At 67.2% G+C, this 13716-nt stretch carries 15 protein-coding genes, 2 tRNA genes and 2 pseudogenes; 8 read left to right on the forward strand and 11 right to left on the reverse strand.

Annotation, left to right across the window (positions count from 1 at the left end; translation table 11 throughout):
- Window position 1: 1 nt before the first annotated feature.
- The 3 genes from NQ151_RS01910 (at window position 2) to NQ151_RS01920 (ending at window position 2910) form a co-directional block, all read left to right on the forward strand.
- Window positions 2-1051, forward strand: coding sequence for an App1 family protein phosphatidate phosphatase (locus NQ151_RS01910; RefSeq protein ID WP_257526841.1), 1050 nt, complete (start codon window positions 2-4; stop codon window positions 1049-1051).
- A gap of 57 nt (window positions 1052-1108) precedes the next feature.
- Window positions 1109-1825, forward strand: coding sequence for an SOS response-associated peptidase (locus NQ151_RS01915; RefSeq protein ID WP_257526842.1), 717 nt, complete (start codon window positions 1109-1111; stop codon window positions 1823-1825).
- Window positions 1826-2022: 197 nt separating this feature from the next.
- Window positions 2023-2910 (forward strand): 3-methyladenine DNA glycosylase, encoded by an 888-nt coding sequence (locus NQ151_RS01920; RefSeq protein ID WP_257526843.1) that lies wholly within the window; start codon window positions 2023-2025, stop codon window positions 2908-2910.
- Here NQ151_RS01920 and NQ151_RS01925 read toward each other — a convergent pair.
- The 7 genes from NQ151_RS01925 to NQ151_RS01955 form a co-directional block, all read right to left on the reverse strand.
- Complete coding sequence (locus NQ151_RS01925) at window positions 2895-4085, reverse strand: glycoside hydrolase family 3 N-terminal domain-containing protein (RefSeq protein WP_257526844.1); 1191 nt, start codon at window positions 4083-4085, stop codon at window positions 2895-2897. The genes NQ151_RS01920 and NQ151_RS01925 overlap by 16 nt on opposite strands.
- 45 nt (window positions 4086-4130) lie before the next feature.
- Entirely contained in the window at window positions 4131-4745 is a 615-nt protein-coding gene (locus tag NQ151_RS01930; RefSeq protein ID WP_257526845.1) for a GyrI-like domain-containing protein, read from the reverse strand.
- A gap of 47 nt (window positions 4746-4792) precedes the next feature.
- Window positions 4793-5413, reverse strand: coding sequence for a hypothetical protein (locus NQ151_RS01935; RefSeq protein WP_257526846.1), 621 nt, complete (start codon window positions 5411-5413; stop codon window positions 4793-4795).
- A 184-nt stretch (window positions 5414-5597) separates the two neighbouring features.
- Window positions 5598-6047, reverse strand: a complete 450-nt coding sequence (locus NQ151_RS01940; RefSeq protein ID WP_257526847.1) for a DUF6069 family protein — start codon at window positions 6045-6047, stop codon at window positions 5598-5600.
- Between the two features lie 118 nt (window positions 6048-6165).
- Complete coding sequence (locus NQ151_RS01945) at window positions 6166-7089, reverse strand: RNA polymerase sigma-70 factor (protein WP_257509691.1); 924 nt, start codon at window positions 7087-7089, stop codon at window positions 6166-6168.
- 199 nt (window positions 7090-7288) lie between these two features.
- On the reverse strand, window positions 7289-8146 hold the full coding sequence (locus NQ151_RS01950) for a CPBP family intramembrane glutamic endopeptidase (protein ID WP_257526848.1): 858 nt from the start codon (window positions 8144-8146) through the stop codon (window positions 7289-7291).
- A gap of 39 nt (window positions 8147-8185) precedes the next feature.
- Window positions 8186-8698 carry a hypothetical protein gene (locus NQ151_RS01955; RefSeq protein WP_257509689.1) on the reverse strand — a complete coding sequence of 171 codons (513 nt, stop codon included), beginning with the start codon at window positions 8696-8698 and terminating at the stop codon, window positions 8186-8188.
- Window positions 8699-8863: 165 nt separating this feature from the next.
- Between NQ151_RS01955 and NQ151_RS01960 the strand changes: the two genes are divergently transcribed.
- Entirely contained in the window at window positions 8864-9466 is a 603-nt protein-coding gene (locus tag NQ151_RS01960; protein WP_257526849.1) for a DUF998 domain-containing protein, read from the forward strand.
- Between the two features lie 30 nt (window positions 9467-9496).
- Here the strand turns inward: NQ151_RS01960 and NQ151_RS01965 are convergent.
- Window positions 9497-9569 (reverse strand) — tRNA-Ala (locus tag NQ151_RS01965).
- A gap of 73 nt (window positions 9570-9642) precedes the next feature.
- Between NQ151_RS01965 and NQ151_RS01970 the strand changes: the two are divergent.
- The 3 genes and pseudogenes from NQ151_RS01970 to NQ151_RS16805 form a co-directional block, all read left to right on the forward strand.
- Window positions 9643-9935: pseudogene (locus NQ151_RS01970) on the forward strand (hypothetical protein); the annotation flags it as partial.
- A gap of 55 nt (window positions 9936-9990) precedes the next feature.
- A complete protein-coding gene (locus NQ151_RS01975; RefSeq protein WP_257527854.1) occupies window positions 9991-10293 on the forward strand; it encodes a sigma-70 family RNA polymerase sigma factor family protein in 303 nt (100 codons plus the stop codon).
- A 79-nt stretch (window positions 10294-10372) separates the two neighbouring features.
- Window positions 10373-10482: pseudogene (locus tag NQ151_RS16805) on the forward strand (integrase core domain-containing protein); the annotation flags it as partial.
- A gap of 143 nt (window positions 10483-10625) precedes the next feature.
- Here NQ151_RS16805 and NQ151_RS01980 read toward each other — a convergent pair.
- The 3 genes from NQ151_RS01980 to NQ151_RS01990 form a co-directional block, all read right to left on the reverse strand.
- Window positions 10626-11444, reverse strand: a complete 819-nt coding sequence (locus NQ151_RS01980; RefSeq protein WP_257527855.1) for a hypothetical protein — start codon at window positions 11442-11444, stop codon at window positions 10626-10628.
- Between the two features lie 987 nt (window positions 11445-12431).
- A complete protein-coding gene (locus tag NQ151_RS01985; protein WP_257526850.1) occupies window positions 12432-12872 on the reverse strand; it encodes a GNAT family N-acetyltransferase in 441 nt (146 codons plus the stop codon).
- A gap of 213 nt (window positions 12873-13085) precedes the next feature.
- Window positions 13086-13161, reverse strand: a tRNA-Ala gene (locus NQ151_RS01990).
- Between the two features lie 128 nt (window positions 13162-13289).
- Between NQ151_RS01990 and NQ151_RS01995 the strand changes: the two genes are divergently transcribed.
- The gene (locus NQ151_RS01995; protein ID WP_257526851.1) at window positions 13290-13715 is read left to right on the forward strand and encodes a VOC family protein; all 426 of its coding nucleotides are present in this window, start codon (window positions 13290-13292) and stop codon (window positions 13713-13715) included.
- Window position 13716 lies beyond the last annotated feature (1 nt).

Here is a 13716-nt window from a genome sequence, read left to right on the forward strand (position 1 = left end):
GATGCCCGGCACAGACCCCGCAACCTCGCGCCCGAAGATCCTCTGGATAGCGCGTCTGGAGTACCGCTTCCATTCCTGGCGTGAGCGCCGGGCGAGGCGGCGCGGCCAGCGCCCGACCGTCGCTGCGTTCCCCGGATATGGGGGCCCTGACTGGGTCCGCGTGCTCGGACGCGTGCTGATCGTTCCCTCGGTACCCGCTGATGCCAGCGGCGAATTCGCCGGCGTGCGGGGGTGGCGCAGCTTCGCGTCGGTTCCGGTGGGCTTCGCCCAGGTCCGCATCGAGATCGATGGCGTCGTGCACGAGGTCGTTGCCGATCGGGGCGGTGTGATCGACCAGACGTTGCCGGGGACGCTGGAGCCTGGGTGGCAGCCGATCACCATGTCCGTCGAAGACGGTGAACCGGTCGAGACCCGCGTGTTCATCGTCGCCCCGGATGTGCGCTTCGGGATCGTCTCGGACGTCGACGACACCGTCATGGTCACCGCTCTCCCTCGTCCGCTCGTCGCGGCGTGGAACTCGTTCGTCCTGGACGAGCACGCACGCCAGCCGGTTCCGGGCATGGCGGTGCTGCTGGAGCGGATCGTCCGTGAGAACCCGGGCTCCCCGATGGTCTACCTCTCCACGGGTGCCTGGAATGTCGCGCCCACCCTCATGCGGTTCTTGCGGCGCCATGTCTTTCCGCCGGGCGCGATGCTGCTTACCGACTGGGGACCGACGCACGACCGGTGGTTCCGCAGCGGGCAGATGCACAAGGCGGAGAACCTCGCGCGCCTGGCGCGAGAGTTCCCGCAGATCAAGTGGCTCCTGCTCGGTGACGACGGCCAGCATGATGATGCGTTGTACACCGCCTTCGCCGTCGAGCATCCGGACCACGTCCGTGCGGTGGCGATTCGGCGCCTGTCCACGACCGAAGCGGTGCTCGCCGGTGGGCGCACGGTCGTCGACGACCACTCGGCAGCCGGCGTGCCGTGGGTGACGGAGTCCGACGGCGCAGGCTTGCTCGACCGCCTCGCCGGCGTCGGGGTGCTTCAGCCCGATCCCCCTGTCTAACACCGGGTGACGCGGCGCCGGGCTCGGATGTCGGACCCGCCGCGTACGCTTGCAGTCATGTGTGGTCGCTTCGTCGTCGCCAATGTGGCATCCGAACTGGTCGGCGTCTTGCGCGTCGATGTCGAAGGCGATGTGCTGCCTCAGCCGTCGTACAACATCGCGCCCACGGCGCGGGCGGCGATCGTGCTCGATTCCGCCAAGACCGAGCCGGCGACCCGTCGCCTGGAGTCGGCGCGGTGGGGATTGGTGCCCGGCTGGGCGAAGGACCCGAGCGTCGGTGTGCGGGCGTTCAACGCCCGGGCCGAAGAGCTCGAAGACAAGCCGATGTTCCGCAGCGCGCTCATCAAGCGGCGCGCCGTGGTGCCGGCATCCGGCTACTACGAGTGGAAACAGGTCGACGGCGGCAAGGTGCCGCACTACATCCATCCCGCCGACGACCAGCCGATGTTCTTCGCCGGACTGTACGAGTGGTGGAAGGACCCGCAGAAGGCCGACGATGACCCCGAGCGGTGGCTGTTGAGCTTCACGATCCTCACGCGGGAATCGATCGGGCGGCTGGGGTCGATCCACGACCGCATGCCGCTGTTCATCGACGGCGACTTCGCCGATGCGTGGCTGGATACCGACACCGACGACCACAACGTGCGCGATCTGCTGGATGCCGCGATCGGCGCTGCCCCCGCCCTTGCGGACACCCTCGAGGACCACGTGGTCTCCGCAGCCGTCGGCAACGTGCGCAACGACTCCCCCGACCTCATCGAACCGGTCGGCTGAGTCCCCTCACCCGCGCGGGTGCTCGGGTACTCCCTCGCGTACGGTGGCGAGTCCGTGCCGTCCCCGGCGCCGCTGCTTGCCGAGATGAGGAGATCTGCCGAAATGCGGGCCGGATGCCGGTGCGGGTGCGCATCCGGGCAGATCTCCGCATCTCGGGCGACGGACGCGGGCACCGCGACCCCGCGTAGGCTCGCAGGATGAGCCTCGCCACGCACACCGACACGGTGCTGACCCGTGCGCAGTGGCAGGACCGGGAGCATGCGCACCACGAACGTGCGGACGCGCTCACCGCTGGCCGGCGCGACCGGGCCGCCCGCGGGCAGACCCACCCGGTCGATGACTTCCTCTACACGTACTACTCGTACAAGCCCGGGCTGCTGCGGCGCTGGCATCCGGGAGCCGGGGTGGAGTTGGCGGATGCCGCGGACACCGACCGCTCCGCCTGGCGCTGGTACACGTCCGGCGCAGGTGCCGGCAGCCTGCGCATCGACGCCGCAGGTTTCGCCGCCGCGAAGTCGGACCTGCTCACCCTCTGTGAGCGGATGCTGCGGCTCACGGCCGCGCGTACGCCGCGGTTCGGGTGCTTCGGCCTGCACGAGTGGGCGATGGTCTACCGCGCGCCGGAAGCCCGCCACGCCGTCCCGCTGCGGTTGGGGCAGGCGGGCACCGATGACGTGGTCGACGCGCACGAACTGCGCTGCACCCACATCGACGCGTTCCGGTTCTTCACCGACGACGCCGTCCCCCGAAACCGGTTCATCCCCACGCGCGCCGACCAGCCGCAGCGCGAGCAGCCCGGGTGCCTGCACGCCGGGATGGACGTCTACAAGTGGGCGATGAAGCTCGGCCCGCTCGTGCCGGGTGAGCTGATGCTCGACGCGTTCGAGCTCGCCCGCGACATCCGCGCCCTCGACATGGCTGCTTCCCCCTACGACCTCGCGGACTGGGGCGTGACGCCTGTCGCCATCGAGACCGTCGAGGGCAAGGCCGACTACGTGCGGCAGCAGCGCGGCTTCACCGAACGCGGCAACGCATTACGCACGGCGATCCTCGACGCCTGGCGGCCGGATCAGTCCGCGGGCTGACAGTCCGCGCAGGGCAACAGCGCACCTGACGTGTGCTGCAGCCGCAGTTCGGTGACGCGGGTCGCCGCTTCCGTCAGTCGCTCGGGCGCCAGCGCACCGGAATCCGCCGCGGCGGCGATGCCGTCGACGATCCGCCCTGCCGTACCGGCATCGGAGCGCATCACGGCCATCACCATGTCGTTGCCCGCCGCGATGGCGGCGACCGCCGTGGCGACCGGGTCGGCGTACCGCGGGTCGCCGGTGTTCTGCAGCATGCCCAGATCATCGGTGATCGACACCCCGTCGAAGCCGAGGTCCTCCCGGGCGATACGGTGCCACTCCGCGGACAGAGTGGCGGGGGTCGGGTCGACCGCGGTGTAGACGAGGTGACCGAACATCAGCACCTGCGCCCCCGCGTCGATTCCGGCTCGGAAGGGCGCGGCATCCGCCTGCTCCCACTCCTCACGGGAGAGGTCGGTCGTCGGCAGCATGTGGTGAGAGTCCCCCGGCGCCGCGCCGTGTCCGGGGAAGTGCTTGAGCGTGCTCGCCACCGCGCCTGCTTCGCCCGTGACGGCGGCGGTGACCCGTTCGGCCGAGGGCTGCGGCATCGTGCCGAGGGCGCGGCGGAAGATGAAACTGCCCGAATCAGCGGGGACATCGCCGACGATGCCGAAGTTCACGTTCACGCCCGCCCGCTGCAGCAGGGCGCCGCGGCCGGCAAAGGCATCCGTCGTGGCCGCCGCCGGAGCGTCCTTCAGCGTCGCCGCGCCGGGATAGTCGTCCCAGGGCAGGCGCGTCACGTCGTCGCCCTCCTCGTCGATGCCGATGAGCGGGGGCAGCGCCGGGTCGACGCTGAGGGACTCGGTGACCGCGCGCAGCGCGGCCTCGTCGGCGGGGATGTTCGACCCCATCAGGATGAACCCGCCCAGACCGGTGGCCGCCATGTAGTCGCGCAACACGGCGGGGTCGGTTGTGGGGATGTGTCCCATGACGACGGATGCCGCGCGCTCACGGGTCGACATCTCGGCCACCAGCCTGTCGGCGCGCGCTGAAACAGCGGCGTCGTCGGCCGACGTGACCGTGACCGTGGAGCCGCTCCCCGCCCCGGCGCCCGCGCCGGAGGCGGCCGCCGGCATGACGAGCCCCAGCGTCACGGCGCACGCCGCAACCCCCACAATTCGCACAACACGACGCATCGGGCCAGTGTACGTGCGGCATCCGACGCGCCCTTGGGAGTGCGCTCAGAAGCCCAAGACGGGCTGACGCAGAATCGTCCGCAGCTTGGCGGGCTCGACCCTGCGGAAGTCGCTGAGGTAGATCTCGTGGTGCTTCCCGGTCAGCCGCAGTCCGGCATCCGGGATGAATTCGTGATGCATCCGGTCGAGCACGCCCGCTTCGTCATCGAACGAGCCGATGTGCAGCGTCTGGACACAACGGCCCTCGGTGAGGGTCTCCAGACGCAGGTCATCGAGCCGGGCCGGCCGATCACGGCTGCCGGCGACCGTGGCCACTGCGGAATCGAACATGTCCGGCGTGATCCAATCGGGCACCATCATCAGCGCGGTCCACTGCCAAGCGGACTTGTCGCGCCGTGCGGTGAAGGCATCCATGTCCTCCGCCCACCACAGCGCCTCCAGCGGCATCACGACGTAGTCGCGGTCCAGTTGCTGCTTGCTGGCGAACTTCAGCTTGTAGCCCACGGGGAACAGTGTCGAGATGGCATCCGCGAATGCCGACGTATTCGGGTCACCCCGGCCGTCGACGGCGAGGTATTGCAGCGGCGGCACGTCGACGACGCGGAAGATCCCGGATGCCGCCTGGTAGGCGTCAAGTGTCTTCTTGAAGTCGGCCTTCATGGTGCCCGATCCTGGCACGAGGCTCAGACGCCGGCCACGTCTGATCGCTACCGCGACCGCTTCGCCGCCCACCGCCGCTCCCGGTGCGCGGCGAGCTTGGCATCGAGTACGGAGATGAACCGCCACTCCCACGACCGGGTGGGGAACTCGCGGATGACGTCCTGCGGGTCGATCACGTTGCCGTCGCGATCGAGGTAGAACTGCCATGCCCGTGGAAGCCACCCGAGACCGCCGAGGATCGCGCGTAGCAGCAGGGCGGCGACGCCGGCCAGCGAGACGAAACCCAGCAAGTCGAGCCCCCAGAACGAGCCCTCCCGTTCGTACGCCATGGCGCCATTGGCGAACGTGAAGGCCATCAGGATCGTGCTGAACTGGAGCAGGACAAGGCGATTCGCACCTGGACGGTCGCGCATGGGAACGGGGTACGCCGCGATCGTCAGCACGATCTGGAGGGCGACCAGTGGATACATGGGCAGCCGTGGTGGTGTGAATGCCGGGTACCCCTCGGGAGTCGGGCCGACGTCGCTGGGAACGTTCCCGAACAGCATGGACAGCACCATCATCGCGATCAAGGGAATCAGACCGAACAGCACCACGCCGACGACGAGGAACAACTGCATGCGGTAGATGAACGCTTCACGACGCATGACCTGCTGCAAAGCGCTCATCCGTCGAACGTACCGGAGTGGGGCCCGTCAGCTGCAGCGCCACCGGGAGTGAACGGTCATAGGTCCCACCGATCGGGGTGCGCGCAGCGGCTGCGCCCGCTGCCCTGCGGCTCACGACCGCGCTGCGCGCACCGGAGTCCTTCACGAGCAGGCGGGAGCCGACGGGGATCCCGGTCCTCGACGCTTATGGGTTGCTGCTCCACCGGGCGATGATCCCTATCACGACGTAAGCCAGTCCTCCGATCGTGTGCATTCCGGCGAGGAGGAGACCTGTCGCGAGGTCGTGCGCTCCGGTGAGGACGAACGGAATGCTGATCACTACGGGGACGGCGCCCGCACTGATCGCGAGAATTGTCCATCGAGGAAAGCGCCGCGCGACCAGCGCCAGCACAAGTGCACCGACGGCGAGGGGTACGGCGGTCTTCCATGCGACATCCCAGGGAACGATCACATGGTTGGGTTGACCTAGACCAGGATCTATCCGGAGAGCGGCGGCGGTTGCCCGTCCGATGGCATAGAGGCCAAGGTTCGTCGCAGTGGCTGCCCCGATACAGATCGCGCTCGCCAGCGCAAAGCTCCGCGAGGGCCACGCGCGCTCAGACGGCTTGCGGATGCGGGCAGGTGAACCAGTCATGTCTTCCTCCAGATGAGGTCGGTAGCGACGCTGCTATCTGGGAGACAAGACACGCCGGACGATTGTGACATCGCTCGCGCTCGCGCTCGCGCTCGCGCTTGCGCGGCGCGTTCGCGGCTTACTGAGGCTTGCGTGTTGCCGCGCGATACGCCTCGTGGACCGACCAAGCATCAACCACGGGCCCGAGGTGGGCGAGTTTCTGCGGGTTGGTCACTGTGCGGATCGCCTGGATCCGCCCGGCGACGATGTCGAGCATGGTCACGCTCACGACCATTCCCGCGCTGTCGCGGAACAGCCCGCCCGGCTGGCCGTTGAATGAGCGCGCCTCCTGTGTGAGACCGATCTGCGTGAGCTGGGGCAGGACCGACACCAGCAGCTTCGCGACCTTGTCCGCCCCGACAATGGTCCTGGGCAGACTTGGTGCTTTGCCACCGCTGTCCGAAGCCATCTCGACGTCAGCGGCCAGAAGCTCCCGCAGTCCAGCCACGTCCCCGTCCTTCAGCGCAGCGAAGAAGCGGGTGGCCAGCCGCTCATGTTCGCGGGGATCGGCATCGAATCGCGGGCGGCCTTCGGCCATATGGTGCCGCGCCCGTACCGCCAACTGACGGCATGCGGCCTCAGAACGCTCGACCATGGCCGCGATTTCTGCGAACCCGAAGCCGAACACATCCTGCAGGACGAACACGGCGCGTTCCAGCGGGCTGAGACGCTCCAGCAAGAGCAGAGCCGCGGTCGACACGGATTCTGCGAGTTCAACGGCACGGTCCGGATCCTGGTACGGATCCTCCAGCAAGGGCTCCGGAAACCATGCTCCGACGTACTGCTCTCGGCGCGCCCGAGCCGACCGCAACTCATTGATCGACAACCTGGTCACGACGGTCGCCAGGAATGCCTTCGGCGACTCGGGACGGCTGTCGGAAGCATCAGCCCGCAGCCACGCCTCCTGCACCACATCTTCGGCCGCGCCCACACTGCCCAGGATGCGATAGGCGATGGAGAACAACAGCGGCCGCAGTTCCTCGAACCTCTCGGCACCGATCACCAGGACAGCATATCCGTGGCATCTCGGGTTCGACGTCGACGTCCGCCTGGGCGCCGAGACGGCCGCGAGCAACCCGATCTCGGCCTTCCGCCCGACTGGATCGGCAGTGATGCCGAGTGGTTCCCGTTCGAGGTCACGGGGATCGCCAGCTGTGGCTGATCGGCGCTCGATAGTGCCATCGCGTGACAGGCGCGGTAGGTCAGCCACGTCCCGAGGTTGGGCGCTCGTCCGGCTCAGGCGTCAGCCAGTTCGGCCGCCGGCGCGTGAGCGCGAGCGTGAGGGTGCCACCCAGCACGAATGCAGGGATGATCCCGGCCATCGTTACCGCACCCGGGTTACTCACCTCGATGCCGGGGTGTCCGAGGAGCGTCTGTGCGACGGCCTGGAACGCGAGGTGGAACCCGATGGGGTTCCAGAGGCTGCCGGAGTTGACGCGCAGGATGCCGAGAACGACGCCGATCGCGAGGAAGAGTGCGCCCCGCTCGCCGAGAATCCCCCACCCCGCCGTCAGGACCCACAGGGCGGTACCGAAGATGGCAAATAGCACGGCCTGCACGAGCACGGCCATGATCGGTGCCATCCTGGCGGAGAGATTCCGGTAGATGTACCCGCGGAAGATGAGTTCTTCCGGGATCGCTTCCAGCAGCAAGACAGTCAGGACCGTGAAACCGATCGCGAGGATCAGTTCGATCGGGGGCACGACGGATGTGATCTGCAACCACCCCGCGAGGAGCGCCACGGAAAGCCCGATCGCCGACGGAAGCAAGAAAGAGGCGACGCCGATGAGGAAGTGCCGCCATCCTGAGGCCCGCCCCTGCAGGTCCAGACCTGCCCACGGTCGCTGATCGAGGAACCGTCGGGCGACGACGACCATCGGCACCGCGAGGCAGAAGATGAGTAGCGCGTTGACAATGCGGCTGGCCCGGGTGACCTCGCCGCCGAAGACACTCGCTCCCACCCAGACCATGAGGGTCCAGATCGCGCCGGTGCCCACCAGCACGAGCGCGATCCGCCATGCTGTGCCCACGCGCGTGCGCGGCTGCGTCGTCGTCGCCATGCTCGAGAAGATAGCGGACCCGGCGGACACGAGGCGCCCCTACGGGGCCGGGACGACTAGCACGCGTTGCAGCTCCTGCCCCTCCGGGTCGAGACGGTATGTCACCCGGATGTTGGCCGGTCCCGATCTCGTGTACCTCGACACCAGCCCGAACTCACGCGCATCGCCCGGTGCGATCGTCCCCTGGCCCGCCGTGACCGGCTGCAGCCGGTCGTTGTCGAGCGCGGTGAGACCGTCGATCCTGACGCTGAACGCGGTGCCGGGGCCTTCGTTGAGGAGCAGCCACCTCTCGCCGCCGGCCGAGCGCACCGTGAAGTCAACGCGGTCGCCGCTACGCCGGTCGGGCAGCACCCCCTGCGATTGTTGCGGGCTTTCGAACGCCGCGATGAGCGTCGCGCGCTCCTGGGTGTCCTTCGACCTGCGGTTGTTGCCGAGGGTGATCACACCGAACACGACCGCCACCACCACCGAGCCGAGTGCTGCGAGAGCGCCCACCCACTGCGCGCCGAGCATCCAAGCCTCGTAGACGGTCGGATCAGCGGTGAGGTTCACGCGGCCACCGTATCCCCCACCGCGGCTGAATCGAGGGCGGAGACCCTCTCAGACGCTGAAGTTCTGCTCCTCCGCTGTCGCGTCCGCCTGGGATCGCGAGCCACCGCCGGATATAGTGCCGCGCAGGAGGATGCCGTTGGTCACTGCAGGTATCGCTGTCGGATATTGAGCGTCGCTGCCATCGCTGCGGTGACGGCGCTCGTCGCCGGCGGGATCACGGCTGGGCTGATTGCGATCCTTCACGTCATCGAGCCCGAGTACGACCCGTCCTGGCGGATGATCAGCGAGTACTCCCTCGGGCGGTTCGGGTGGGTCATGCGCCTCGCCTTCGTCACGATGGCGATCAGTCCTGCCGCGATGTGCGTCGCCTTGTGGTCGTTCGGCGAAGCGTGGACAGTCGGCCTTGCCGCCGTCGCACTAGGCGCGCTGGGCGCCGCGTTCATCGACTCCGATCCGATCATGACTCCGCGCGATCAGGCCACGCCCGTGGGCCGGGTGCACACGGTATTGGGCGGAGTGTGCCTCGCCGGATTTCCCCCTGCCGCACTGGTCGCGGGGGTTGGGGTGGCGACCGCCCTCGGCTGGCTGCTGGCGATCGCATCCGTAGTTCCGTTTGTCGGCCTGGTGTGGTTCCTCAGTGCCGCTCGCCCCGCCCACGGTCGGGGCGGCTCGCCTGAGATCCGAATCGGGTGGCCGGACAGGTTCTGCCTCCTCGCCTACCTGGCATGGGTGGTGCTCGCCACTACCGTCGTGCTGAACGCCGTGTGACGAAGCAGCGACGCTCACAGCCATGATTCATGGCGAGCCCGCTACGTCTGCGACCTGCCCCCTGCATGCCATGCAGGTGCGCTACCAGCTGCGCCACGGGCCCGGATCGTCTTGCGGATGTCCAAAGCCCCCGGAATCTAGCCTTCGAGTTCGACCCCCAACGCCGGACGGACCCGTCAATCATCCCGCCGCTATGGCATCGCCACTCCGAACTGGTCTGGGAGCTCTCCGCCCTACACCTGCATTGGCTCTGCGCCTACGACGAGGAGCAGCACGGCTCCGCTCCCCTCGGCTGGCACCAGGACTTCGACGGGCACGAGAACGCCTGCACGACTGGGTCGCCGCTTGCGGTACACCGCTCGACCGCGACAGGGCGACCCGGCAGACCGCGTGGCCCGGAGAGGATCCGGCACCGTCAGTCGAAGAGGTCACTATCGCCGATCGGGCGGCCGACTTCCGCAGTTTCGTGACGGGCAGCGGACGCTCGCTTAGACACGTGTGTAAGCGACGATCCGAAAGCAACCATGATCGCCGATGGCGGCGGCATCGTCGCGGCCGCAGTTCAGCCCGTCGAGGGTCGGCAACAGATCGCCCAGTCTTTCGCTGCGTTGGCAGCTCGAGCACCGGATCTTGTGGTGATGGAACAGACGGTGAACGGTCAGCCCGGTCCGGTGGCAGAACAACACGATTCACTCGCGGTCGTGCTTGCTTTTGAGATCGTCGGCGGCCTCATCCAACACATCTGGGCCATGCGGAATCCGCAGAAGCTTCGGGCGTGGGACCGCCGAACCAGCGCGACTCGCTCGCCACGTCGCACTGACGAATGAGGCTGTCGGGCTTGCACCCCACCGCCCCGACGAGACTCACTGCCGCGTACTTCCCGATAGTTCGAGACGGTCCGAGAGCGCGCTGAACGTGATCCAGAAGAACGGCACCCGAACCACCCGCAAACCCAGGGAAAGATCGAACGGTTTCACCAGACCATGAAACGCTGGCTCACCGCCCGCCCCCGCGCCACCACGCCCCGCGGTCCCGAGGCGGTCCGCGCGGGCAGGGATCTCGGTCCCCATAGGAGTCGCATCGTCCACCGGAGTGCGCGTGGAACTGAGCCCACAGGCTCAAGAGTCAGTCGCTGCCACCAGAACTCAGATCGCACATCTCAGCAGCCCAGCCGACTGGGAACGAGGCGACAGTATGCGGCGAGCATTGAATGTGCAGCCGCGGGATTCAAGATCTCGTCGACGTTGGAAGCTGCCCTGATGAGGTCGTCGGCAGTCGTCGAAACGACAACTTGTCCTGTGCGTTTCCGACTGATGCGCTTGGCCTCGGTCGCCAGCTCGCTACAGCTATTCGCCGTCTCGGGCACTTCGTAGGCGGCCTCAATCACCTGCTCGATCGTGACCTGCTCGAGTGACGCCGTCTCCACAAACGCCGCGGCACCCTGTGCGCACTTCCAGGCGGCGTTCCACTTAGGAGTCGCTTCGGCCGTGATGAGATCGACGAGTTCGATCAGTGGTGCGCCAATCGCGCTGAACGCGACCCACTGGCGGGTCAGCCCGGGGTCGATGCTCAGTGTGAACCTCGTCCGCTCGAGCGAGACCGTTTCCCCGGGGAGTATGAAAGCTGGGGCAAGTAGACCTGCGTCGCGGTATGCCTGGACCGCTTGCGCCCGCATCGACCTCATCAGCGTCGTCGAGCCGCGCGGAGTCACGCTACCGCCTACGATCCAGACCGCTTCGGAGTCATTGGTGATCTGATTGAACCCGGTCGCCAAGCACCACCTGAGGTCGCCCACGTACGCGTTCGACCCGGGATCGTCGGCGACGAGGGTCCCTCGGTGCGACAGCTCGGGAGGGCTTGACCGGTAGTACACGATGGGGCACTCCTCCGTCGCCGCCCGTGCCGGGAGCGAGAGCTGCGTACCGCCGAGCACGACTATGGATGCGATTGCGATTGCTGCGAGAGCCCGGAGACGCATGGAGCACCTACCCCTCGGTCAAGCCCCCACGCTCGACCTTCGTGAGCAAGCTACACCCGCAACGCCGCCCTGTCAGCGGTACGCGCGTGCTCGAGAGCGGGCCTGCGCTACGGAATCAACTCTCGGCGAGAGATACCTCACCGTGCCATGCCCGAAAGAGAGCAGTTACAGACGGTTGGATCACCGGAGCATCCGGCACGGCCGATCATTTCGACCGAATCAAGCCGGCGCAGTCCCGCTCCCACTGAGGGAGGGTTAGGGACAGCAGCGAGCGTTGGGTCGATACTGGAAGATTTGAGGCTTTACCGGGAGTTCTGGTGGACCTGAGAGGACTCGAACCCCTGCACCTGTTGGAGGACCCTGACGCGATGATTCTGGGGAACGGGTGCTCCACTTGCGCTATCCGGTGCGCCGTCGTCGGTGGTGACGGACCCCGTGCTTCGAACGGTCCGGCTCGGATGGCTATTCGCGGCTTGGGGTGTCGACTGAAATTAGGCGATGCGCGACAACCCCCGCGAGTCGGTATCGAGACCATCCGTCACCATCGGGCGCGTCCCACTGGAGACTGCGGCCGGCTCGATTCAGACGGTCGTGCTCATCTTGAGTAACCCAGCACTTCTGAAGGAGGCGGTCGAAGATTGAGATCAAGTGTTCCGGCGAAGTAGCGGGGCCCCCAGCGATTGGTGCATGGTGCGTGTTCGACCTGGGGTCCGCCTGGCTCGGATCCACAATTTCGACGATGATTCGCTTGACCGGGATCACGTGCTCCACAACCCGTTGGTTGCGCCTCAACTGCATAGCATCCTGCGTCGCGAACGTCACCTCGTGCGCCGTGTCCAGCCCGTGGAGCATTCGACGACATTGACCGCATACGGATGGATTGCGGGCGGCATTTCTCGAGAAGCGACTGATAACTCGGGACGCGTCGGGAATTGCCAGCGGCAGTTTCGCCGGACGCGCCGGTCATACCCATCCGATATGAACACTTCACCTGCGCGATCCGGTGCGCCGTCGCTGAATCGAGATGCGGACTGCTGGGACCTCGAAGATGAGCTCCAGTCCGTCCTCGGCATCCCATTGCTCGCCGACTTCCGTGAAGCGGTAGTCGGCGATGAGAGCGCGAGAGGCGAGGTTATCGGGGCTGATCGTCGCGCGCACGACCTGCACCTCGGTCTGAGTTCGTGCGACGGCTAGCAGCGTCTCCAGCGCCTGGCGCGCGTAGCCCTTGCGGCGGTACTGCGGGTCGACGCGGTATCCGACTTCGACCATGCCCACGGCATCGGGTGGTCCGTGGAAGCCTGCCAGGCCGACCGGATGCCTGACACCGGGGGCGATGACCAGTCGCGTCACCCACGGCGCATCTCCCTGGGCAGCCGCGAGCTGCTCGCTGCGCATGGCCCATAGACCGGCGCACGCATCGCCAGTCACGTACGGACTCAGCGTTGTCTCGTCATCTCGGGTCACGACACCGCGGGCGAGTCTGTGGATCACGTCAACAGGGACCTGGACGAGTGAGAGGCGCGACCCACCCTTATCGGGATGCTGCCACGGCAGGCCGGTAATCGTCACCCAGCCATGGTGTCACGGCCGCGACAGGCTCTGCGCCGCAAAAAACACAAAATCCCCGGCGAACCGGGGATTTGGTGGACCTGAGGGGACTCGAACCCCTGACCCCCTGCATGCCATGCAGGTGCGCTACCAGCTGCGCCACAGGCCCAAACACTGCCTCACTCTCGCGCGGCAACTCGTAAAGACTACAACACGTCCAGGGCGCGGATCGAATCGGCTGCGATGTCCGGGCGTGTCCGTACAGTGGGGGCCACATTCGACCGATGGAGGCGTGACATGGCGACGCTCGGCAACATCACCTTCTACGCGAACGATCCGCGCAGGCTCGCCCATTTCTGGGCAGGGGTGTTCGGCTACCCCCTCCTCGAATGGGAGGATCCCTTGCGCCAGCAACTTCTCGACGCCGGGCTGACCGAGGCCGATCTGGCCACTCGCTCACTTGCCGAGGATCCGGCGGGCGTCGGCCCGCGGCTGTTCTTTCACCACGCCGATTCGCCGAAGGCGGGACGCAACCGCCTGCACTTGGACGTGCAGGCGGTCGCTGAGGGAAGGCCCACCCGCGAGCAGCTCGACGAGGAGAAGGACCGACTGGTCGAGCTAGGCGCGCAAGTCGTCCGCCTCGTCGAGCAGACCTGGGGCCCGTGGCCCGAGATGTACTACCAACTGCGTGACCCTGAGGGCAACGAGTTCTGCCTGCAGTGAG

It is taken from the genome of Microbacterium sp. zg-YB36 (genome assembly GCF_024623575.2).
In the GTDB taxonomy this organism is placed as follows: domain Bacteria; phylum Actinomycetota; class Actinomycetes; order Actinomycetales; family Microbacteriaceae; genus Microbacterium.

Excerpts from the sequence above, each read along its gene's own strand:
- NQ151_RS01910 (WP_257526841.1), top strand. The coding sequence starts at position 2 with ATGCCCGGCACAGACCCCGCAACCTCGCGCCCGAAGATCCTCTGGATA.
- NQ151_RS01915 (WP_257526842.1), top strand. The coding sequence starts at position 1,109 with ATGTGTGGTCGCTTCGTCGTCGCCAATGTGGCATCCGAACTGGTCGGC.
- NQ151_RS01920 (WP_257526843.1), top strand. The coding sequence starts at position 2,023 with ATGAGCCTCGCCACGCACACCGACACGGTGCTGACCCGTGCGCAGTGG.
- NQ151_RS01925 (WP_257526844.1), bottom strand. The coding sequence starts at position 4,085 with ATGCGTCGTGTTGTGCGAATTGTGGGGGTTGCGGCGTGCGCCGTGACG.
- NQ151_RS01930 (WP_257526845.1), bottom strand. The coding sequence starts at position 4,745 with ATGAAGGCCGACTTCAAGAAGACACTTGACGCCTACCAGGCGGCATCC.
- NQ151_RS01935 (WP_257526846.1), bottom strand. The coding sequence starts at position 5,413 with ATGAGCGCTTTGCAGCAGGTCATGCGTCGTGAAGCGTTCATCTACCGC.
- NQ151_RS01940 (WP_257526847.1), bottom strand. The coding sequence starts at position 6,047 with ATGACTGGTTCACCTGCCCGCATCCGCAAGCCGTCTGAGCGCGCGTGG.
- NQ151_RS01950 (WP_257526848.1), bottom strand. The coding sequence starts at position 8,146 with ATGGCGACGACGACGCAGCCGCGCACGCGCGTGGGCACAGCATGGCGG.
- NQ151_RS01975 (WP_257527854.1), top strand. The coding sequence starts at position 9,991 with ATGATCGCCGATGGCGGCGGCATCGTCGCGGCCGCAGTTCAGCCCGTC.
- NQ151_RS01980 (WP_257527855.1), bottom strand. The coding sequence starts at position 11,444 with ATGCGTCTCCGGGCTCTCGCAGCAATCGCAATCGCATCCATAGTCGTG.
- NQ151_RS01995 (WP_257526851.1), top strand. The coding sequence starts at position 13,290 with ATGGCGACGCTCGGCAACATCACCTTCTACGCGAACGATCCGCGCAGG.